The sequence below is a fragment of the Pseudoalteromonas sp. QJM3NY_12 genome (assembly GCF_056173165.1).
The window spans coordinates 750,415-773,970 of the sequence record NZ_JBWBUF010000002.1 but is presented as its reverse complement, the minus strand read 5'-3'; the positions used below and the strand labels follow the sequence as shown (position 1 = coordinate 773,970).

At 39.6% G+C, this 23,556-nt stretch carries 12 protein-coding genes and 1 pseudogene; 9 read left to right on the top strand and 4 right to left on the bottom strand.

Going from position 1 to position 23,556, the window contains the following annotated elements; all coding sequences use genetic code 11:
* The first annotated feature begins 717 nt into the window (after positions 1-717).
* From AC0VZ5_RS19130 to AC0VZ5_RS19110, 5 genes are all read left to right on the top strand, one after another.
* Entirely contained in the window at positions 718-1,956 is a 1,239-nt protein-coding gene (locus tag AC0VZ5_RS19130) for an AAA family ATPase (protein ID WP_475474926.1), read from the top strand.
* A gap of 15 nt (positions 1,957-1,971) precedes the next feature.
* Positions 1,972-2,934 (top strand): transcriptional regulator, encoded by a 963-nt coding sequence (locus AC0VZ5_RS19125; protein WP_475474925.1) that lies wholly within the window; start codon positions 1,972-1,974, stop codon positions 2,932-2,934.
* Positions 2,935-3,347: 413 nt separating this feature from the next.
* Positions 3,348-6,494, top strand: coding sequence for a DEAD/DEAH box helicase (locus AC0VZ5_RS19120; protein ID WP_475474924.1), 3,147 nt, complete (start codon positions 3,348-3,350; stop codon positions 6,492-6,494).
* Between the two features lie 581 nt (positions 6,495-7,075).
* On the top strand, positions 7,076-8,545 hold the full coding sequence (locus tag AC0VZ5_RS19115; RefSeq protein ID WP_475474923.1) for a DNA recombination protein RmuC: 1,470 nt from the start codon (positions 7,076-7,078) through the stop codon (positions 8,543-8,545).
* 104 nt (positions 8,546-8,649) lie between these two features.
* Positions 8,650-9,447, top strand: coding sequence for a DODA-type extradiol aromatic ring-opening family dioxygenase (locus tag AC0VZ5_RS19110; protein ID WP_475474922.1), 798 nt, complete (start codon positions 8,650-8,652; stop codon positions 9,445-9,447).
* A 72-nt stretch (positions 9,448-9,519) separates the two neighbouring features.
* Here AC0VZ5_RS19110 and AC0VZ5_RS19105 read toward each other — a convergent pair whose 3' ends face one another.
* A complete protein-coding gene (locus AC0VZ5_RS19105; protein WP_475475113.1) occupies positions 9,520-10,383 on the bottom strand; it encodes an MBL fold metallo-hydrolase in 864 nt (287 codons plus the stop codon).
* A 104-nt stretch (positions 10,384-10,487) separates the two neighbouring features.
* Here AC0VZ5_RS19105 and AC0VZ5_RS19100 point away from each other — a divergent pair, with 104 nt between their 5' ends.
* The 3 genes from AC0VZ5_RS19100 (at position 10,488) to AC0VZ5_RS19090 (ending at position 20,232) form a co-directional block, all read left to right on the top strand.
* Entirely contained in the window at positions 10,488-11,375 is an 888-nt protein-coding gene (locus tag AC0VZ5_RS19100) for a LysR family transcriptional regulator (protein WP_010388788.1), read from the top strand.
* Between the two features lie 134 nt (positions 11,376-11,509).
* Positions 11,510-13,840 (top strand): S9 family peptidase, encoded by a 2,331-nt coding sequence (locus tag AC0VZ5_RS19095; RefSeq protein ID WP_475474921.1) that lies wholly within the window; start codon positions 11,510-11,512, stop codon positions 13,838-13,840.
* Positions 13,841-14,562: 722 nt separating this feature from the next.
* Positions 14,563-20,232, top strand: a complete 5,670-nt coding sequence (locus tag AC0VZ5_RS19090; RefSeq protein WP_475474920.1) for an Ig-like domain-containing protein — start codon at positions 14,563-14,565, stop codon at positions 20,230-20,232.
* Positions 20,233-20,386: 154 nt separating this feature from the next.
* Here the strand turns inward: AC0VZ5_RS19090 and AC0VZ5_RS19085 are convergent.
* The 3 genes and pseudogenes from AC0VZ5_RS19085 to AC0VZ5_RS19075 all read right to left on the bottom strand — a co-directional run.
* Positions 20,387-20,618: pseudogene (locus AC0VZ5_RS19085) on the bottom strand (transposase); the annotation flags it as partial.
* A 134-nt stretch (positions 20,619-20,752) separates the two neighbouring features.
* Positions 20,753-21,727, bottom strand: coding sequence for an alpha/beta hydrolase (locus tag AC0VZ5_RS19080; RefSeq protein ID WP_475474919.1), 975 nt, complete (start codon positions 21,725-21,727; stop codon positions 20,753-20,755).
* A 507-nt stretch (positions 21,728-22,234) separates the two neighbouring features.
* Positions 22,235-22,546: a hypothetical protein gene (locus AC0VZ5_RS19075; RefSeq protein ID WP_198522557.1), complete on the bottom strand. Its 312-nt coding sequence runs from the start codon at positions 22,544-22,546 to the stop codon at positions 22,235-22,237.
* A 109-nt stretch (positions 22,547-22,655) separates the two neighbouring features.
* On the opposite strand from AC0VZ5_RS19075, the gene nhaR reads away from it, so the two are divergent.
* Entirely contained in the window at positions 22,656-23,549 is an 894-nt protein-coding gene (gene nhaR / locus AC0VZ5_RS19070) for a transcriptional activator NhaR (protein WP_138627309.1), read from the top strand.
* Positions 23,550-23,556 lie beyond the last annotated feature (7 nt).

Here is a 23,556-nt window from a genome sequence, read left to right as displayed (position 1 = left end):
AAGTTAAATGTTTAAGTTAGTATAAAAGTGATCTGACTTCAAATAAAATGCACAGATCAATATTTTACTAAGAAAAAGTTAAAACATGAGATTTCAGATCAGGTTTTTACTAACTAGGCTTTAATAAACCGAATTTTTACTAACTGAAGAATAAATTTGTCCATTGCAAAGTGTTTTTTTTTAAATTTAGCACGACAAATGACAGTAAAAATGAGAGGCCTGTGGATAAGTTTAGTTCCAGTTAGCATAGATCTGATCTGTACTTACTACAGATCAGATCTATACTAATTAAACCGCTTATTATTCCTGATTGTGGGTGCATAACTTTATAATTTACTTAGTAAAAACATGATCTACAGCATCTATTTTGTGAGTAACTCAGTGCTTAACCTGTGCGTAACTAAGCTGCTAAATATTTGCTTAGTAAAAAGGTGATCTGCTAGTAGATAAGGATCTGATCTTAACCACGTACAATGCTGATCCAGTTTTTTTAATATTGTTTATATAAATCATACTGTTATATGTATATTTTAAGGCCTTAGCCTTTAATACCTTATATATTTAACCATACTTAAACTTCTTTATTTATACTAAGCAATATTAAAGGCGTAAAATTATTTTATATGTCATGTATTTAAAATACATGTCGCCTTAAATAGTTGTTTACAGCTAATTGAATGGACATTATACTAAACGCCTAACTTTGAGGAATAAAGTATGTCTATCAATAATAATGCGCTAGATACCTACCGACTTTTGAAAGCAACCGCAGAAGTTGCTGAAAAATCACTAGAAGGACGTATTCAACATTACCGCGCCCATCTTAAATCTGAAGAAAAAGAATTAAGAACCTACACCCAAAAAGCCGCTGCTGATTTACTTGGTTGTAATAATCGTACCTTAAAAAGACGCCATGACAATGGTGATTTTGACGATTTAAACATAAAACGCGGTGCAAACGGTCATTACGCTTATACGTTGGTTAATATTTTTGCCATGGCCGATATAATGGATATAAAACCCGATCATCGTGCATCAACAGACAAACTCCAAGTTATTGTTATTAATTCACTAAAAGGTGGTTGTGGTAAAACAACGAGCATGGTTAATATTGCTGCAGCACTTGCCACTACTAACATCAAGCGTTACCGAATCGGCATTGTCGATTTAGATCCACAGGGATCATCATCTAGCTTTTTCCCATCTTCTGAGCCCGATCCAATTACTGTTGGTGATTTAATGCGTGACTGCATTGATCTTGAAGAAGGTGAAACCTGGCCTGAATTTGTTTCAAACTCTTTTTTACCAACTCATATTCCTAATATTCGTGTTTTACCCTCAGGTATGGATGATTTTTATTTTGAACACGAAACTGCAACTTTGCTTAAAGACACCTCAAACTATGAGCAAACTCGCCATTACCATAAGTTGTTAGAACGTGTTATTGAACCAGTTAAAGATGAATTTGATATTTTACTAATAGACACAGCGCCTACTCTTAACTTTATGTTTTATAATGCATTAATGGCTTCTACAGCGATGCTTATACCGGTTCATCCTGAAGCGGTAGACTTTGATGCTAATAATAAATATTTAAAACGTTTAGGTGAGATTTATCATACCGTTGCAGCTCTTGGTCACGATGGTTGGGACTTTATGCAATTTTTGGTTACCAATTATGTAAAAGGTAATCACTCACAACGTGACATAGTTAAAGACGTAAGAAGCGCCTTTGGTCGCCAAGTCATGAGCTACCCTATTAATCACAGCTCAGCAATTACTGCGAGTTCATCCTCGTTTAATACTATTTTTGATCAAAAAGCGTCTGACAGTTTAGCGAGTAGAGAATCGTTAATGCGCGCACAAGAAAATATCAAAGATGTTGTTGACGAACTCGAAATGCTAATTCGTTCAAATTGGCAATCTACACAATCAAAATTAAATACGCCTAAGTAAGGATGTTGACTAAAAATGGCTAAAAAACGTAAAAATGACACCCGCTTAGATCCCTTTGCAACCGCTGTTGGCAGTAGCAGTTTAGACGCTCTTTTAGAGCAAGCTAATGCAGGCGATGTTATTCGTATGCCTGCGCCAAGCGATCCTAATCGCGAAATTACCTTGGTTTGTAAAGTGATTGCTCATAACGAGATTGAAAAATCGACTCAGGTTTATGGTAAAAATCGCCGTGTACAAGCGCTTTTAAACGAAAAGTCGGTATCCGATATACTTCCTGCAATTAAAGAAGATGGACGTAATCAGCACCCCGCCCTGCTTTGGGATCAAGGTGATATGAGTCTTGTTCTTGCAGGCTCAAGACGTCGCAAAGCCTGTATTTTGGCTGGTGCAGATTATCTTGTTTTGAGTTCAAGTGATTTTAATGAGCAAGATGCCAAAGTGTTAGCAGTTTCTTCGGATCAATACATTGCTCCAAGTCTTTGGGAGTTAGGTCAAGCGTATCAGCAAACTCGAAACGAACTCATTCAACATGGCAAAAAAGGATCGTACCGCGAGATTGCCGTTATTGAAGGGGTATCGCATACTGCCATTGCGGATGCTATTAAAGCGTATGAGCAAATATCTGCCGATGTTATAGCTCTTTACCCAACAGCTAATCATGTTGGTAGAGAAGTCGCTAAAAAGCTGATTAACGCAAAGGAGCGAGACGAGGTTGCATTTAACGAGTTAGTTGTAGCGCTTGCAAGCAATGATGAAGTTAATGCCTTAGAAGCCGACGACAAGCGCGCTATGCTGATCACTAAACTATTAACCGCAGAGCCTAAAACAGCATTAAAGCGTGAGGCTGTGCTTGAAAACGACTTTATTAGTGTGCAACGTAATCTTAAAAGTGGTGACGTTTCAATAAAAATTAATAATAAAGTGATGACAGACAAGCGCTTAGAACAACTTACTAAACTATTAAGTGCCTTTAATTAGTTAGTAATATCGTGATCTGTAAAGGGGGGAGGTTAGTTAAATAGTGATCTAGCCCTCTTAATTAGTTAGTAAAAATCTGATCTTCCGTGGTAATAAAAAGCATAAAAAGCCCGATAAACCACTAAGGATCGTATTTTTACTAACTAAACCTGCTCTATTTGATTAAATTGCTACCTTGTTAGTAAAAACCTGATCTACTCCTAGCAAAACCTCCCTGTTAAGTTAATTTATTGTTTTTATTTTGTAATTTAAATGCCTTTTTTAGTGAGCAAAATTAAACAATCCTTATAAACCAATTTTTTACTAACCAATCAGATCCAACCAGTTTATTTTAAAAATAATATTGCTTTAGCTCAGCGTTGATAAGGCATATACTGGAAAAATTGTTTTTAAATTTTAATACTTTGGGTGACATGTCTGCTAACTTATCAAAAAATGATTTAATGGCTATTTTTGAAGAAATTAAAAATGAGCAGGCTACCCAGTTTCCTCTTTCTGAGCGATTCATAAAAAAATTGTTTAAACCCGCGGTGTTAGCAAAAGGTAAGTCGTATTATAAAAACGGCCAAATAAGTTGGTTAGAACATAATGCTGATTTTTCTGTGGTTGATTCTACTGTGCAAGGCGATAAGGGCATTGCGTTTAACCAACGAATTGAGATCAGTAAATTACCAACTGGCTATTCAGTCGACACACACTGTACTTGTAATGTTAAAACTAAATGCCGCCATTTGGCTGCAATTTTGTTAAAACTTAAAATTGAACACTCGGGTGAATACGGCGAAGACTATTTTATTAATGACTGGTTTAGCGAACTCAGCTCGCTTAAAAACACCGATCAAGCTCATCCATCACAAGTGTTACTGTTTGTATTAGATATTGAAAACGATAAAGTATTTTTAACGCCTAAAATTGCCAACTACGATAAAAATAATAATTATGCATTAGGTCGCAATTTAACTGAGCAACAGCTTAATAGTTTTGTAACCCCTAGCGACCTGCTAGAAAGTGATTTTAGATTATATAGCTGGATCCGCTCGCAAAATGCGGTCGGTAATATTGAACTCAAAGGTCAATGGGGCTTTAACGCGCTGCAGCAATTACTAGCTACAGAACGATTATTTTTACAGCGTTCGCGAGTACCTATAAAAGCGCAACCTGGCTTACCCCTAAATTTTGTTTGGGAAAAACAAAAAGAAGTCACCCAGTTAAAAATTCATCTTGATCAAATTCCTAATTGGGCGTTAATTAAAACTACGCCGCCCATCTACTTAGATTTAGATAAATATAAGCTAGGCCGCATTCGCACGCCACTAAGTGCGGACGAAATTGCTCATTTACAAACAATACCAGCACTTCACGATACAAACTTTGATCGAATTTATAAGCAGCTTGCTGATAATTTTGGTGCCGGTGTTATTCCCCATCCTACTAATGCACCAAGCATGCCTGTTAAGTCGTTGAGTAATGCCGTACTTAAAGTCAGCATGTCGGGCTCAGTAATGGCTATTTCGTTATCGTTTAAGTATAAAAATAAAAACTATTTAGCAGGTACAGCGCCTGAAAAACTAATAAACAGTGCATTTGAAAACACCGTTACCAACGAGCTGGTCAACTTAGGCTTTGATTTTTGTAAAGGGGGTTTACACAGCGAGTTTATTTTTAGTCAGGAATCGGCTATTCACTTACACTGGTTAGCGCATGAGGTATTACCAAGCTTTAAGCAACGTGGTTGGCAAGTATCAATGAGCAAAATAAATATTGCCGATACTAAAAACCAAATTTCCTTGCATGTAAACAGAGCTGCTGGGCATCAAATGCATTGCAAAGTTGTGCTTAACGATACCAAAGTGGCCACTTTATTTAATGTAAATAATAAACTGTTTGAATCGTTAAATCGTCAAAGCGAATTGTTTTATTACTATCCCGTTGGCCGTCAATTTGGAGTTATAGATAAAGCTGCGTTTAATTTATTAATTGAGTTTAAATTGCGATTTGAGTTTATTAAAACGCGCGACGAATTTAATATTCCACTTTCATACTTACCTGAATTAGTTAAGCACACAGCCATTAATGTTGAGTTACATGATCCGTCATTAGAGCGCTACCTTGATGAGCTAAGCAATGACGCGCTGTTATCGCCCAATATCGCCATTCATGGCTTACACGATTCTGTGGTGCTTAGAGAATACCAACAAGAAGGCGTAGCTTGGCTTAACTTTTTAAAGCGTAATCAGCTAGGTGGTATTTTAGCCGACGATATGGGCTTGGGTAAAACTTTGCAGGTGATTGCTTATTTAGCCAGTTCTTATAATACTCCGCAGGCTGGCCCTACGCTTATTGTTTGCCCAACAAGCTTAGTGAGTAATTGGCAAAACGAAATTAACAAGTTTGCTAAAAACTTAAAAGTGACCACTATTTTTGGTGCACACCGTAATGATGCGTTGAAACACTTGGCACAAGCACAGTGTATATTAACCACCTATCCGTTATTAAAACGTGACATTGCTTATTATTCGCCACTGTATTTTGAAAACATTATTCTTGATGAAGCGCAGTATATTAAAAATGATACGGCACAGGTATCGCGGTTAGTTAAACGTTTGAATGCCGATTTTAAGCTTTGCTTAAGCGGTACCCCAATTGAGAACAATTTATTTGAATTAAAGTCGTTACTCGATTTTGCTATGCCTTCGCTATTAGGTTCCCAGGCGCACTTTAAGCAGCACTTTCAAGGTCCTATTGAGCGCGAAAGTAACATTGAGCGTGCAGAGCAGTTAAAAGCGTTAATTATGCCGTTTATTTTGCGCCGGACTAAAGCCCAAGTAGCTCAAGAACTGCCGCAAAAAACGGAGCTTGTTAAAGAGTTTGAGTTTGAGCCTAAACAAAAAGACATGTACCAAGGCATAACACATGCGCTTGAAGAAAAACTCATTGATTTATTTGCCGAGCAAGGCGTGCAAAAAAGTAAACTCGCCTTTCTAGAGGCACTATTAAAACTTCGCCAAATTTGTTGTCATCCTAAACTTATTGAGCCAGAAACCGACGCTGCTAGTGCTAAGTTAGAGTGGTTATCAAGCCATTTACCTTTAATGCTCAGCCTTGGCCGTAAGGTGATTATATTCAGCCAGTTTACCTCTGCACTTGATTTAATTGCCGAGCGTTTGAATATACTTAACATTAAATTTAGCATGTTAACTGGGCAAACGCGCCATCGCGATAAAGTGATAGACGAATTCACCAGTGGCACTACTTCGGTATTTTTAATTAGCTTAAAAGCAGGTGGCACAGGGCTTAATTTAACCCAAGCCGATACCGTTATTCATTTTGATCCTTGGTGGAATCCAGCTGTTGAAAAGCAAGCGACCGATCGTGCTTATCGTATTGGCCAAACTAATCCGGTATTTGTGTATAAATTGATTATGGCTAACTCTATTGAACAAAAGGTGTTTCAAATGCAGCAAGATAAACAAGCGCTTGTAGATGCATTATTTACTGAAAAATCAATGAGTTTTACCCAGTTTGATGAACAACAAATGTTGTCTTTAATTAAAAGTTAAAAATTAACAATAATTTTTTGAACTTATTTGAATTGTGGGCGTCTATTAATACAGCTTGGTTAAATTGCAGTTTCTCCAAGTTTTCATGTTGATATCCCATATAGTAGTTACTAGACATAGTAATGATTAAGCCAGCCAGTTCAGCGCTGGCTTTTTTTTGCCTGAATATTTTAAACTATTTTATTTTAAAATATTTTTGAACTAATCAATAATAGCTGGGTCTATTAATATGCTTGTAGTTGATATGTTGTTATACAAGTTTCATGTTGATTTCCCTGTTTGATTACTAATTTAGTAATATTGAGCCAGCTTTATTAGCTGGCTTTTTTTATGCTCTAAATTCAACTTTTTTAAAAATTATTTTGAACTAATTTAATCAGGACGCGTCTACTATTATGCTTGTAGTGATGTGTTGTTATACAAGTTTCATGTTGATTTCCCTGTTTGATTACTGATTAAGTAATATTGAGCCAGCTTTAATAGCTGGCTTTTTTTATGCGCTTAATTTAGTGCGTTACCCCTACTGCTAAAGAGCGTTATTCGTTATGATGGCATGTCACTAAATTTTAAAAGTTTATTTTATGTTTACTTCGTTTTTATCCCATTTAGATTGGTTAAGTGTAAGTGCTGGCGCTATAACAGGCATGGCTATTTGTGGTGTTGTATCAATGCAATTAAGCAAAAAAATAAAGCGCCAAGTAAATGAGCAACAACAACAGTTAATGTTATTACAAAGCCAGCATGAGCAAACACAAAGCCAATATGCCGCGTTGGTTGAAGAGCACGATTTATTAGGTCTTACACATCAAGAGCAGCGGGATCAGTCTCAGCATTTTAAAACCCGTTTAACTGAACAAGAAAAGCAAAGCCAACTTTATAATCAATATTGGCGTAAAGCCGAAGCCGAGCTAACCGCCCTGCGCGAGCAATACAATCTGCGCGATGTAGAGCTTAATAATATACGCACTACCCTTGAGCAAAAGCAGCAACATTTTAGTGAACAACTCGCCCATATAGAGCAAAGTAAAGAAACGCTTAAAAAAGAATTTGAAAATTTAGCTAACCAAATATTAGAAGAGAAGTCGCAAAAATTTAAAACCCTCAATCAAGAAAGCATAGAGCAGTTACTTAAGCCGGTTCAAGGTGAGCTAAAAGGCTTTAGAGATAAAATGGAGTCTATTCACGTTGAAGACTTACAGCAACGTGCAGCACTTAAAACCGAGCTATTACATTTACAAGCCAAAAGCCAAGCAATTACCGAGCAGGCCGATAAGCTAAGCAATGCCTTACAAGGGCAAAAGAAAACCCAAGGTAATTGGGGCGAACTCATGCTCGAAAATGTGCTTGATAGCGCAGGCCTACGCGCTGGCACCGATTACAAGCGAGAAGTGTCGTTTAATACCGAAGACGGCCGTTTGCGCCCTGATGTAGTGGTGTATTTACCCCAAGGTCGCCACTTAGTGATTGATGCAAAAACATCGTTAAATGCCTACACCCGTTATGTAAATGCCGAAACAGAGCTTGAGTCTCAACAAGCGATTAAAGAGCATGTAAATGCCGTAACTGCCCGTATAAATGAGCTGGCCAGTAAATCGTATGACCGCCTACCAGGGATAAACTCGCCTGAGGTTGTTATTATGTTTGTACCCATAGAATCCGCCTTTGTAGAAGCACTTAAATACCAAAGCGACATTTACCAGCAAGCAATAGAAAAAAACATTTTGGTTGCTACCCCTACTACCCTGCTAACCAGTTTAAATATTGTAAAACAGTTATGGCGTTTTGAAGAGCAAACTAAATACTCAAAAGAGCTGGCCAACCGAGCTGAGCGTTTTTATAGCAAGCTCAATGGGTTTTTAACCAGTATGGAAGGCGTGGGTAAACAGCTCGATAAAGCCAAAGAAAGCTACGATAAAGCGTTTTCACAGTTATACCGTGGTAAAGGTAACTTAATTAAACAAGCCTCAGAATTTAAGGAGCTTGGTGTATCGGTGCAAAAAGAGTTACCTCAAGAAAGCGTTGAACGCGCTCACTTAGAGCTTGATGAATAAACACCGCACATAATTTTTGCGCACTGAGGTTGTGCGTTTATGTGGCTAGTTATTTACTAACTGCGCAGGCACTATAATAATATCTGTCCTTTAGGATTAACCACATGCAACGCCCAACCGTTTTTTTCATTTCACATGGTGGCGGCCCAATGCCATTACTAGGTGATGCCAACCATGCAGAAATGCGAGCCTGCTTAGAACAAGTTGCCGCTAAAATCCCAAAGCCTTCTGCTATCTTAATGGTCAGCGCACATTGGGAAGCTCAACCAATTAGTATAACGGCGCACTCTTCACCGCCGCTTATTTACGATTACTACGGTTTTCCTAAGCAGGCGTATCAATTAACTTACCCTTGTGCTGGCCAGCCGCAACTTGCTAATTTAGTACAACAAGCGCTCACAACACACAATATTGACTCAAAACTCGATCTACAGCGTGGCTACGATCACGGTATGTTTGTACCGTTAAAAATTATGTACCCAGAGGCAGATATTCCCTGTGTGCAAATATCCTTGCATCCAAGCCTCGACCCGCTGTTGCATGTTGAAATTGGTAAAGCGCTGCAAAGTATTGATTACGATAACTTATTAATTATAGGCTCAGGCTTTACCTTCCATAATATGCGCGCTTTTGGTGTTACCCAATCAAGCGATGTTAATCAGCAAAATCAGGCATTTGAAAATTGGCTGGTAAGCACAATCGCAGATCAAACATTAACCGAGCAGCAGCGTGAACAGCAATTATTAGCATGGCAGCAGGCTCCAGCTGCACGCTTTAATCACCCCAGAGAAGAACACTTGTTACCGCTACATGTATGCTATGGTGCTGCTATGTGTTCAAGCACTGAGGTATTTGAATTAAATATTGCCAATAAGCGAGCCAGTATGTATTTGTGGCAATAATAAAAAACACGCCAGACTTTGCTAGGCGTGTTTTTTGGTTCTACTGCATTTATTGCAGCGGTTAAGCGGCAATTACCATTTCATTTCACCTTTATGAACTTTAGCACCAATGCTAAGAGCCATAGGTAATACAGCCTCAGGGTATGAGTTGGTCATTTTATCTATCAGCAGCTTACTGCTATCACTACTTTGCTTAGCGTGTGCAAAATCCTTTAAATACTGGATTGAAAAATCAATATTTGCAGCATCTAATTGGGTGCCTGCTTTCATATGCCCAGGGATCACCACTTCAGGGTTTAGTGCTTTCATTTCATTAAGTTGCTTTGCCCATGCATTTTGCTCTGCTTGAGTTTGTGCATCGGCCATCCATAAATGAACATTAGCGTATACAGCCACATTTCCTAAAATAGCTTTATTATCAGGTATCCATAAATAAGGACGATGATTATGCTCACCCTCTGTACCACGAATTTCAATGGTATGGCCTTCTATTTTTAAGCTATTACCATTAAATATCTTAGGTACGACGGGGTTTTTAGGTGCGTTTTCACCCATTTTTGGCGTCCAAAAAGCAAGTTTGCCTTTAAGCTTTGCTGCTATTTTTTGGTGCACTGCCGGTGTGGTTATAATCTTTGCGTCAGGAAAAAACTGCTGTAACACTTCAGCGCCAAAGTAGTAATCAGGATCGGCTTGGCTAATAAAAATAGTTTTTAGTTGTTTACCAGAGTCAATTACTTTGGCGGCAATGCGCAGTGCATCTGCTTTGGTAAATCCGCTATCAATTAAAATTGCATCGGTACGGCCATAAACCAGCGTGGCATTAACATGAAAGCTATTGCTGTCAGCGTTATACACATCAAGGGTTAGTGGGGTTTCGTCTGCAATAGCGATATTGCTGGCTAATAGTGTGCTTAGTAAAAGAGTGCGTAGGTTCATAGTATTCTCATCATTGGTTGCTAATGCGAGCATAATAAATGTTTGATATGTTCAGAAAAACAACCAATAATTAGCATCATTGTTTCATAAATCGTGCAAATACTATGGATAAACTCACCGCAGCGCAGGTTTTTGTGGATGTTGCCTACTCAGGCAGTTTTACTGCCACTGCCGATCGGCTTGAAATGTCACGCCCTATGGTTACTCGTCATATTGAGTCGGCGGAGGCTTGGTTAAATACGCGCTTATTGCATCGCACTACCCGTAAAGTAACGCTTACCACCGCCGGCGAGGCCTGTTTACCCGAAATAGAGCAATGGTTAGCACAGGCTAACCGTTTAGTTGAACAAACAAAAAGCCAGCAACAGTTGTCAGGTAAAATACGAGTAGCGACCAGTATGTCGTTAGGTTTTGCGCAATTAGCCCCTATATTTACACGCTTTATGAAACGTCATCCTAACGTGCAAATAGACATAGATCTTGAAGACTCAACCACAGATCTAATAGAGCAACGTGTTGATTTGGCAATACGTATTGCAGCCAATCCTGATCCTTCGTTAATAGGTAAACCTATTGCCGAGTGTGAATCTATATTAGTGGCCTCAGCCAGCTACCTTGCTGATTATCCGCCAATAACGACACCACAACAGTTAAGTGCTCATCAGTGTTTAGGCTATAAAAACTTCGACCGATATATTTGGCATTTACACAACGGGGATGAGTTTCAATCGGTTGATGTTAAATGTAATTTAAGTGCAAACGAGGCCACCACATTACTTCATGCAGCCATAGCCGGTGGTGGTATCTCAGTGCAGCCTACGTATTTGGCAAATCAATATATACTAGATGGTCGCTTGCAGCGTGTATTAGCGCCATGGACACTAAATCCAATGAAAATATATGTGCTTTACCCTTCTCGTCAGCATTTATCGGCAACAGTAAGAGCACTAATCGACACGCTCAGTGAAGAATTTAAAAATCCAGCATGGTAATAAATTATAAAAGTTTGGGTTTAAACCATAGCTTTGTGCGTTAAGCATGCTGATATTCTGTAGGTTATTTTGTTACAGTAAATGTAATAAGCGCCTTAATCCATAAAGGTCAGCAGACCCAAGGAACAATAATAATGAATCTGATCAAAATATCGGGCTTGGCACTGGCCATTATTGCAGGCTTAGGCTTGCAAGCATGTTCAAGTACCAGCATAACAACCAACAATAATGCAGCGATGAGCACCGTGAATAACCCATTAAGCCTAACGCAAATTTATAAAGATAAAGAATTTAAAACCCAGCGAAGCACTTACTTTAAATGGCTAGACGATGGCACTGGCTACACTGTGCTTGAAGAGCGCGAAAGCGAAAAAGAAGATGATAACAACGCCGATGACGAAAAAGAGCACGGCGTAAAAGGCAACGACATTGTATTTTACAATGCTGACGGCACAGGCCGTAAAGTATTGGTTGAGTTTGAAAAGCTGTTGCCAGAGGGCGCAGACGAGCCATTTGCAATCGAAAGCTATCAGTGGTCAAAAGACGGTAAATGGTTGATGGTATTTACCAACAGCGAGCAAGTTTGGCGTTCGCGCAGCAGAGGCGACTTTTGGTTACTTAACCTTGAGACTAACCAATTACAGCAATTAGGTGGTAAAGATGTTGAGCCAACTAAGTTAATGTTTGCTAAGTTCTCGCCAGATAGCTCAAAAGTGGCTTACGTGCGCGACAACAATATTTATATGCAAGCGGTTGGTAGTAACGATGTAACCGCGCTCACAACCGATGGCAGTGCCACCATTGTTAACGGTAATTTTGATTGGGTATACGAAGAAGAATTTACTATTGCCGATGGTTTTCGTTGGAGCCCCGACAACAAATCAATCGCCTATTGGCAGCTTGATACTAGTGACGTTAAATTTTTCACTATGATCAACAACACTGACGAACTGTACCCTACCCTTAAAGAGTTCCCTTATCCTAAAGCGGGTGAAACCAACTCTGCCGTGCGTGTTGGTGTGGTAAGCCTTGCTGATAAGAAAACTCGCTGGGCCAAACTTGAAGGCGATAACCGCGACCGTTATATTCCGCGTATTAGCTGGGCAGGCACCGGTAATGAATTAATGATTCAAGACTTAAACCGCCCACAAAGCCACAATAAGGTCTGGTTGTTTGATTGGCAAAAGCAGCAACTGACTAAAATTTTAGAAGACAAAGACGATGCGTTTATCGAATGGTTTTATAAAGCAAGCTGGTCAAAAGACGGTGAGTTTTTTATTTGGCATAGCGAACGCGACGGTTGGCGTCATCTTTACCGTGTATCGCGCGATGGCAAAACCATTATCGACCTAACCCCTGGTGATTACGACATTATTGATATGCTGAGCATCAATGAAGATAAAAACGTAATGTATTTTATTGCCTCGCCAAACGATCCTGGTCAGCGTTATTTATACAGCACACCGCTTGATGGCAGCAGCAAACCGGTACGGGTAACACCTGCTGAGTTTGAGGGATCAAACAGCTACTACATGTCAAAAGATGCCTCATGGGCAATGCACACTTACTCAAAATTTGGTACGCCACCGACTAAAGAGATCATTAAAGTGAGCGATCATAGTAATGTAAAAACCTTAGTTGAAAATACAAAGCTTAAACAAAAACTGGCTGAACAAAGCTTACCAAAGCATGAGTTTTTTAAAGTAAACGCGCAAGATGGCACCGAGCTTGACGGCTACATTATGTTCCCAGAGAACATGGATAAAAGTAAAAAATACCCAATTGTGTTTTACGTATACGGCGAACCATGGGGTTCAACCGTGCAAGACCGCTGGGAAGGTAACAGTTACTTATATAAATCGTTACTAACGCAAAAAGGCTTTATTGTGGCATCGGTTGATAATCGTGGTACACGTGCACCAAAAGGCCGAGATTGGCGCAAATCGATTTATAAAAAAATCGGCTCAATTACCGTACAAGACCAAGTAGACGCCCTAGATGCTATGGCTAAACGCTGGGATGTAATAGACACCGACCGTGTTGGCGTGTGGGGGCATTCAGGGGGCGGTAGTTCAACCCTTAACTTGTTATTCCGCCACGGTGATAAATTTAAAGTAGGCATTGCCTCAGCACCCGTGCCAGACATTCGTTTGTACGACACCATTTACCAAGAGCGTTATGCGGGCAACCCAAACACCGATCCTGAGAGCTACGATAACACCTCGCCTATTACCTTTGCTAAAAACCTAAGCGGTAAGCTATTGCTGATTCACGGCACGGGCGATGATAACGTGCACTACCAAGGCTCAGAACGCTTAATTGACGAGCTTGTAAAGCACAACAAGCAGTTTGAGTTTTTCTCATACCCTAACCGTTCACACAGCTTACGCGAAGGCAAGGGCACCACTTTGCATTACCATACTATGATGGCTGACTTTTTTGAAAAGCACTTACTAACCAAGTAATCGCTTTAAAAATAAATAATGAAGCCACACACTAATAAATAGTGTGTGGCTTTTTTGAACAAAATGTAATGGGGGTTTACAGCTTCTTATACTTCTTTTTTCGGTTATATAAGTACACTTTTTCCATATATCCAGCACCAAGAACTATCGATGTAAATGTGCCTGTCTTTCTTAGATTGATGATCAACGCCTCCAACTCAGTGGATCTTCAGGCTGTTTGATAATAAAAGTTTGGATACGAATATTACTCTTTTTTAAAGTAATATATTAATAACTTTCAAATGTTTGCTTGACTATTGAAGTTTGAACAATATTAAGCATTTGGCCTACAACTCTAATCACGCAATGCTTTTGATTAATGTCATATCGATTTATAAATGTTCAATTATGCTCAGAATGGCGCTGTAGCCAAGGGTTTGGAGCTATTAGATCATATCAGTTAACAAAGTGCGATCCCGCCCTGGGACTATAGAAGTGTGGTTTAATTTAGTTTTGATTTAACTAAATAAGTAAAAAAAAGATATTATATCTCTCATTTTCTTTTATATTTAATTATAATAATCAAATATTTATGTAATTTGTTAATTGTTTGTTTCTTTTGTGGGTGAGTGGTTAACGGTGAATGTTCCTCTTGTGGGCAATGATTGGCAATATCTCGCGTATCGCGACTTATTAACGGATTACATATACCACTTCTTCGTATTGATAGGTAATAATTTTTTATGAGAACCACCGCTCAAACCATTGCTAATATTAAACCTTCGGTTTGTATTAAGCATATTTCAGCAATCAGCTCTTTATTTAATCTGGGAAAATTCAGGTTGAAATCCGGTATTAAATTACTTGCATATAATGCCTTTTCTTTACTTTTATTTGCTTTTACCAGTATGGCATACGCCAATAACAACCCAGTGTGGCAGCATTGGAGTAAAGATAAAATTGCTTCATTTACAAACGGTTATCGAAGTGATGTGGCAGACTTTAATCAAGATAATCTACCTGATTTTATTGTTACGTCATTGTATGGCAATGCTGTTAATGTATATCTAAATGATGGCAATGGTAAATTTGCAACAGTCGTGTCTCCATTAGGCGCAGATGGTGCTGATTTACGGGAAGTCGCCGCTGGTGAATTAGACGGTAAACCAGGTCTCGACTTTGTTGTAGCAGATTTTAAGAACGACGCTGTGTATTTATACACCAATAATGGCGCGACGCCGACCCCTGCTTTTACTCGTACGACACTACCAACAGATATCGCATCACCAAATGGTGCTCAGTCTATCAGTCTCAGTGATCTAGATGGTATCAATGGTTTGGATATTGTTTTAGCGTCTCAAAATTATCGCGATCGTATATATGTTTATCTAAATGATGGTGCTGGTAATTTCACCCAAAGTCGGATATACGATGGCGATAATTATTCGTTATTTGAGATAACAGTTGCTGATGTTTCTGGCGATGATATACCTGATATTATTGCTGGTGACTTAGGTAGTACAGCTGGACGTAACTTCTGGTTAAAGGGTAATGGTGATGGCACGTTTCAAGCGGGGTTAAATCCATATGCCACAGAAGCAACTGATTTACCCTCACTTCAAACTGCTGACTTTAATGGTGATAGTACCAACGATATATTTGCTATTTCTAAAACTGAATTATATTGGTTTGAAAATAATGGTACGGGTTCGTTCACCGAGCATTTGATCAACCCAGGTGAGCCTATTATCGATAATGGCTCGCAGGGAAATGTGGCTGATATCGATGGAGACGGCGATATCGATATTTTAATGGGTTCAGAGAGCGATGTCATTTGGTATGAAAATAATGGTTTAGGGAGTTTTACAAAACAGCAGATAAGCTCAGGTTTTGAGCTAATAAATGCTGTCAATGCTGTTGACTTTGATGGTGATAATAGCCCAGATATTGCGGTAGTCGACAGAGTTGGCGGGGGAGTTTTTTGGTTAAAGAGTCAAGCTGATTTTAGTGTCGAAGAAAAGAACGTTGTAGTAGGCAGTGTTAATGCCGAAGATATGGATAGCGACACTTTAACCTATAGCATTTCTGGCGGGGTAGATTCTGCGAAGTTTAATATAAACTCAAGTAATGGTGCTCTTACTTTTCAAAATGCACCTGATTATGATATCCCAGACGACGATGGTAAGGATCGTATCTATAACTTTAATGTAAGTGTTAGTGACGCAAAGGCAAATGTGATTATGCCTGTTGAAGTCACTATCACCGAAGCTCCTAAATTTGCACCCGTTATTACCGAAGGAACCTCAGTGTCGGTAACTATGAGTGAAAACGCAAACCCAACAGCCTTTGTATTAACGCTAAACGCTACCGATCAAAACAACGATACATTGACTTGGTCAATTAGCTCAAATGCTACCAATGGTATCGCGAGCGTTTCTGGCACAGGTACTTCAAAAGCGATTGGCTATACCCCAAATATCAATCACGATGGTACTGACCGCTTTAACGTGAGAGTCAGTGATGGTGAAGGCGGTATGGATACAATTACTGTCAATGTCATCATACAAAACGTTAATGTGCTGCCAATGGCGACATCTCAGACTGTTTCTTTAGCTGAAGATACGGCGAAAGCGATGACCTTGAAGGGGACCGATAGCGATGGCACCATTGCCCGATATCTTATCGGTACACCTTCTCACGGTAGCCTATCGGGTACTGCACCTAACTTAACCTATATCCCCACTGCTGACTTTAATGGTAAAGATAGCTTTTCCTTTACAGTGACAGATAATGATGGCGGCGTCTCTTCTGCTGCAACGGTATCGATTTCGGTATCATCGGTAAATGACCTACCGACAGCGAGCGCACAATCTGTATCGGTTGAAGAAGATGGTAGTGTGGGTATGACATTGTCAGGATCTGACCGTGACGGCACCATTGCCCGTTATCTTGTCGGTACACCTTCTCATGGAAGCCTATCGGGTACTGCACCTAACTTAACCTATATCCCCACTGCTGACTTTAATGGTAAAGATAGCTTTGCCTTTACAGTGACAGATAATGATGGCGGCGTCTCTTCTGCTGTAACAGTATCGATTACTGTATCGTCGATAAATGACTTACCTATGGCGAACGCACAATCTGTATCGGTTGAAGAAGATGGTAGTGTAGGTATGACATTGTCAGGATCTGACCGTGACGGCACCATTGCCCGTTATCTTGTCGGTACACCTTCACATGGCAGTCTATCGGGTGCTGCACCTAACTTAACCTATACACCCACTGCTGACTTTAATGGTAGCGATAGCTTTACTTTTTCTGTAATTGATAATGAAGGCGGCGAGTCAGAGCCTGTAAAAGTCGATATCACCATTGATGCAGTAAATGATGCGCCATTGGCTGAAGATGACACCATGGAGTTTGATAAAAATGGTCAGAATAGGTATGTCCTAGATGTTTTAATCAATGACAATGATATTGATGGTGATACGTTAAGTGTTGTATCGGGCAATGCTGATATTGGTAGCGTGGTTGTTGAAAATGGCCAGCTTGTCTTTAATGCCCCTCCTGGTTTTATAGGGTCACTCACATTAACTTACCTCATATCTGATGGTAATGATGGGACTACTACCGCAACAGTCACGCTTACCATTAACGGCTTGTTTGATGACATCGCGCCAACGCTTACCCTACCGGAAGATCGAGTCGTTAATGCCACAGCGTTATATACTAAAGTTGATTTAGGCGTAGCAACCGCACTCGATGCGAACGGTAACCCATTACCAGTATCGCTGGTCGATAATCGTGCAATGTTTTCTCCTGGTATAAGTAAAGCTTACTGGCAGGCTACCGATGCTTACGGTAATCAGTCAATTTCAGCACAAGGTGTTCAGATCCATCCGCTGATTTCTATTGGTAAAGACCAAACCGTTGTGGAAGGGAGTACCGTAACGGTGAAATTTTACTTGAACGGCACGTCACCGACTTATCCAGTGGTGGTACCGTTTACTGTGTCAGGTGATGCGCTTGAAGGGGCTGATCATAGCTTAATATCTGGTGAAGTCGAAATTAGCGAAACCAACACAGCGAGTATTACTTTCGAGACCTATGACGATAGCGTCGCTGATAGCGGTGAAACCATAGTAATTAGCCTGTCTGATACCGTGAACATTTCTCCAGATTCTGTACAAAATATCACATTATCTGAAGGCAATATTGCACCAGAGGTGATGCTTACGGCTAAACAGCAAAACGAAAACCGTACGTTATTGTCGCGATCTGATGGTGAGGTAACCGTTAGTGCAGCCATTAGCGATAACAACAGTGCAGATAGCCATACACTCCTATGGTCAAGTACGTCAGATGAGTTAAGTGTGCTAATTAATAGGACAGTATCTGAAGCCATATCGTTTGATGCGGCAGACTTATCGGTTGGTATTCATAAGTTAACAGCACTGGTTAAAGACTCTGGTGAGCCAGGATTAACGACACAGGCCGACATCTACCTAAACGTGGTGAGCGCGCTACCTGTATTAACTGAAACTGATACAGATGGCGACTTAATTCCTGATTCACAAGAAGGTTTTGCTGATAGTGACGGTGACGGAATTGCTGATTACTTAGATGCTATCAGTGTGTGTAATGTGGTCCCTGAAATGATCAGCACGCAAGCCACCTTCTTAGTAGAAGGTGAATCGGGTGTATGTTTGCGTAGAGGCTCGGCCGCACCTGCAACGCAAAGCGGTAGCTTATTGTTAACCCATGAAGAAACCGTTCAAGCTGTCGGTGAAGATGGGGAAGCTAAAATAGTTGGTGGTATCTTTGATTACATTGTTGTTGGTTTAGAAAAGCCAGGACAAGAATACAAATTAGTATTACCACAGCGCCAGCCTATTCCACTTAATGCCATCTACCGTAAGTACACTGATGCAGCTGGTTGGGGAAATTTTGTTGAAGATGCTGACAACATACTGTTTTCAACCCTTGGTGAGCCTGGATTTTGCCCTCCTCCTGGTAGTGAGCAGTGGCAAGAAGGTTTAACGGAAGGTCACTGGTGTGTGCAGTTACAAATTGTTGATGGTGGCCCGAATGATAACGACGGTGTTGCCAACAGTAGCATTGCTGACCCTGGTGGTGTAGCTATTTACTTAAGCACGAATACCACACCCGTTGCTGAAAACGATGCAATTACGATACAGTGGAATGAAGCGGCTAATATTGATGTATTGGCCAATGACAGCGACATTGATGGTGATGAACTGCTCGTGCTAAGTGCAAGTGCAAATTTTGGTGCGGTAGAGGTGTTAGCGAATTCATCACTTAGCTACATGCCAAAACCAGACTATGCGGGTATAGATACCATTACCTATGTTATTTCAGACGGTAATGGTGGCACAACAAGTGCGCAGGTGAATGTTAATGTTATTGCGAATCGGAGCCCAGTTGCTAATGATGACGTTGCCTCGACGGATGATAGAACAGTTATAACGATTGATATATTGAAGAATGATACCGATGAAGACGGCGACACGTTAAAGATTATCTCTGCGTCAGCGATACACGGCAGTACTGCGATTGTGAATAACTCTATTCAATATACGCCGGCAATAGGGTTTGATGGCACAGATACTGTCACTTATATCATTTCTGATAATAAAGAAGGTGAAGCTAGTGCCAAGGTTAGTGTGAGTGTTGATGCCTTTGAAAGCGCTACAGTCGTTAATGAATCAAAATCAAGTGGTAGTATGTCGTTATTCACCTCATTGCTATTGCCTTTAGCATTTGTGAGACGGGTGAAATCTATCAAGTTATTAGCTGGAACTATATTAATGTCTAGCCTTATGGTTTTGCCTGCTAAGGCTGAGTGGGGGCTTACGGCGAGTGTTGGCCAAGCAACTGCGCATGTATCTAAAGGTGAGCTGAATAGAGCCTTGGGCTCGTTAGATGCACAAATAACAGCTTTAGATGACTCTGATACTAGCTGGAAACTGGGCGTTGTTTATCAGGTTAATAAGAATTGGTTTATGGATGTTAGTTATCAAAGCTTAGGTGACTTCTCTGCTAGTATCGACGGTATGACATTAGATGGAAATGCATTTAAGCACGCAGTTTCAAAAGTCCAACCTATTACAGCAGGTGGCACCTCTGTGGCTGTTGGGTATCAGTACTTTATTAACGACCAGTGGTATTTAGGTGCTAGCTCAGGCGTATTGGTGTGGAAAAGTGACAACAAGACTTATAGCCAGGGTTTGGCAACGATTAACCGTGAAGAGAATGGTACTGATCTCTACTTCGGTATTGAGCTAGGTTATCAGCTCTCTGATAATATGAGTGCTGGACTGGGTTACACATACTATGGTTTAAAACAGCATGATATTAGCTCTGTTGGGTTAACGGTTAAATACTTTTTATAATTAATTGTTAGCATTCATATTTTTAAAAAAACCTATAATGGCGTATAGCTGTTATAGGTTTTTTAACGTTATAACGATGTGATGTTGAGTGCTTACTAATCTCACTGATGAGATCAGGGAGCGAGTATACTTTGATGAATTTATAATCCAAAGAAAATACTCGGACTCGATAATCATCGCTTCATCCAGCTTTTTCAATTTAACCTTCTGGCTTGCTACTCCACAATCGCATTGCTTCAACATGTTGATCACGAATAGTCTAAACAACGCTATATTTTCTACCGCACCATCTAACGTAATGCGAGAGTTCTCCTCTTTAAAAAGAATATCTAAATGTAATACGGGTTGTTTTCAATTCGCCAATGCTGTCGAACATAATGCCTTAAAAATAAATAGTGTGCGGCTTTTTTAATCAAAATGTAACGGGGGTTTACAAAGCGTAAGTTGGATAGAGTGCAACGAAACCCGACAATAATAAAAAATGACTTATAAACTCAATGTCATCTAAAATAGCGAAGGCTCACCATGTTATTAGCCATTTTTCAATTTCGATAACATCATCACGATCAAACACCATTAAACTTGAATGAGAGCGAGCATTAAAAGTTATTTTTTTTACTAACTCATTTTGTATAGATGAAAAGTAAGCCGGGGGGGATAGAGAGTCAACATCTGAGTTAATTAACAATACAGGCTTTTTAGTCTCAGTTAATTTAGGCAATAAATTTGTTTCTTGAATGGTTACTCCTGCCTCAAACATTGCCTGGTTAACAATATTATCAATCTCGCTATGAAAAAAATGACTAAGCAAAGGCGATTTATAAGGTAAGTACTCCTTAGCTGCAACATCAAAACTCATCATTGGGGCAAGTAAAATAGCAGCGTCAACATATTCTGATGATAATAAGTTACTTGCAGTAAGTGCTCCCATAGAATGGCCGACTACAACAGTCTGGTTATTTGGTTGATTTAAAAGTGATTCAGCAAGCAGTTCATTTAAAATGCCGTGCTCTTTTGCTGCAAATACAAATGCTTCAGTTGATTCACCATGGCCAAAAAGATCTGGAATAATAACGTTCATACCAAGCGCTCTAAAATAGATAGCTGAGGCCATCATTGCTTCTTTACTGCCCCCATAGCCATGAAGTAATAAAGCAGTGCCTTTAAAACGATTAAATGTATCTGGTGTCATTCTGTGTGAAATTGTATTTTCTACATTATTACCAGTTGCATGAAGGTTGTAATAAACAGAACTCTCTTGCGAAAATTCAGCTGCTTGATAAGGTTCAGCAGTCAGATATGTAATGCATTGAGTGGTACTAAAAGAGCAAAATGTATGTTTTTCAAAGCCAATGTCGCTAGGTTTTGCTTTTATAAACTGTGCTTCAGAAAGATAGATACCGGGGTTTGACATGACGTAACTGCCAATAGAAGTACAGCCAGACAAAGAAAATATATAAAGTGTAACTGCTAATAGTTTGGTGAAATTTTCCATTTTCGCTTCATTAGTTAAATTTGAATATCAATACTTTAATTAAGCAGATAACGTCCTATGAGGTGGAGGAGGTTTTAGCCGTTAGTTAGGCATTTTTTTATTATTTCAAAGTACCTTAACAGTATCTTCTATCCACCTCAATTTTCTCGAGTAAATAAATCTGTTTGGTATTAGGTAGACACTTGCTTATTAATCAAAACCTAAATTTAGTGCTTAGTTACGACTTTGAGTTACTTTTTTATCTAAGTTTTATGGATTTAGGTAATTGAAAATTTCACTCTCTTTTTAATCAAAATGGTGTGAGGGGTTTACAGCTGAGGTCAAAGGTTAAAGGAACAAGGTCAAAGATTTTTAGTTACGGTAAGTTGGGTAGAGTGCAACGAAACCCAACAAGGAAATACTGCTCAATGGCAATAATTGAATCTTTTAATACTAAACATGGCTTGGAATTAGAGTCGTATTAAAAGAGTAGCATCCATGCCACTGCAAGTGCGATATTAATAAAAATTAAGAGCTTGGTTGCGAAGGTTGATACTTATTAACGAGAATGTGTTGTAAATTTTTAAGTGCCCGCTTTATCGCTTGCAGCATACTTCTTCCCTTTGTATTTACATTAATACTGGGTAGCCCAGGCAAAAGAATATTAATTTTGCATTGTTGCAAAGTGCCGTGGCGCTCACTCGAAAGATCATTTATTTGAATCTCAACTTTACGAATATTTAAAGCATGTTTTGCCAATTGGCTTTTTATCAACTTCAAAAGCGACATCTTTTCACTTGCGTTAATTATCTTGTTTTTAACTGTAAGTTTTAGCTTCATGCAATTACACCTTTTAATAGTAACTATGTTGCAGGCATGACTGTAATCTACTAACTTAGTGGCAAAGGAAAAAGCTGATTATTTCTTACTTTAAAACAGGTATTTTCGAATGATTACCAACATTAACTACAATCACTTATATTATTTTTGGCAGGTAAGTAAGCACGGCAGTATTGCAGCGGCGAGTAAAATACTTAATTTAACGCCGCAAACGGTGAGCTCACAAATTACTAACCTAGAACAACGGTTAGGAAAACCGCTATTTGTTCGCCAAGGCCGAGGCCTACAGTTAACTGAGTTTGGCCATGTAACTCAGCAGTACACCAATGATATGTTTGCCATAGCTCACGAATGGCTAGAAACTACGCAAGGCGATACCACGCAATATTCACGAACGTTAAAGGTGGGTATTTCAGACGTGTTGCCTAAATCACTGGTGTCGAAGTGGCTAGCGCCTTTAATTAATAACGACCGTATTACCAACTTACACTGTATTGACGGCCAACAAGATGAACTGCTGGCGCAAATGGCGATTCATAAGCTCGACTTAGTGTTAGCCGACAAACCACTCGATACCACCTTGCCATTTAAGGCGTTTTGTCATGAAATAGGCAAAAGCCAAATCGCTCTTTTTGGTAACGAAACATGGCATTCGCAGTTACATAAGCAGTTTCCGCAGTCTTTAAACAACAAGCCTTTAGTGCTCCCCGCAAAAGAAAGCCCCGTCGCGCGTGCTATTTATTATTGGCTGCAAGAGCAAGACATTGAAATGACAATAGCTGGCCATGTTGACGACAGCGCATTAATGAAGTCACTCGGTGAGCAAGGGTTTGGCATATTCCCTGCGCCTATTTTGGTAAGAGCCGAAGTAGAGCGCCATTACGGCGTAAATTACATTGGTACAATCGATAATGTTTATCAGCATTATTATGCCTTTACGCCCGACAGGCTCATTAAAGACAGTATTTATGACGAATTTATAAAGCACGCGCAAATGACGTAGATTTTAG

Coding starts and splice junctions, on each gene's coding strand:
- AC0VZ5_RS19130 (WP_475474926.1), top strand. CDS start 718: ATGTCTATCAATAATAATGCGCTAGATACCTACCGACTTTTGAAAGCA.
- AC0VZ5_RS19125 (WP_475474925.1), top strand. CDS start 1,972: ATGGCTAAAAAACGTAAAAATGACACCCGCTTAGATCCCTTTGCAACC.
- AC0VZ5_RS19120 (WP_475474924.1), top strand. CDS start 3,348: ATGTCTGCTAACTTATCAAAAAATGATTTAATGGCTATTTTTGAAGAA.
- AC0VZ5_RS19115 (WP_475474923.1), top strand. CDS start 7,076: ATGTTTACTTCGTTTTTATCCCATTTAGATTGGTTAAGTGTAAGTGCT.
- AC0VZ5_RS19110 (WP_475474922.1), top strand. CDS start 8,650: ATGCAACGCCCAACCGTTTTTTTCATTTCACATGGTGGCGGCCCAATG.
- AC0VZ5_RS19105 (WP_475475113.1), bottom strand. CDS start 10,383: ATGAACCTACGCACTCTTTTACTAAGCACACTATTAGCCAGCAATATC.
- AC0VZ5_RS19100 (WP_010388788.1), top strand. CDS start 10,488: ATGGATAAACTCACCGCAGCGCAGGTTTTTGTGGATGTTGCCTACTCA.
- AC0VZ5_RS19095 (WP_475474921.1), top strand. CDS start 11,510: ATGAATCTGATCAAAATATCGGGCTTGGCACTGGCCATTATTGCAGGC.
- AC0VZ5_RS19090 (WP_475474920.1), top strand. CDS start 14,563: ATGAGAACCACCGCTCAAACCATTGCTAATATTAAACCTTCGGTTTGT.
- AC0VZ5_RS19080 (WP_475474919.1), bottom strand. CDS start 21,727: ATGGAAAATTTCACCAAACTATTAGCAGTTACACTTTATATATTTTCT.
- AC0VZ5_RS19075 (WP_198522557.1), bottom strand. CDS start 22,546: ATGAAGCTAAAACTTACAGTTAAAAACAAGATAATTAACGCAAGTGAA.
- nhaR (WP_138627309.1), top strand. CDS start 22,656: ATGATTACCAACATTAACTACAATCACTTATATTATTTTTGGCAGGTA.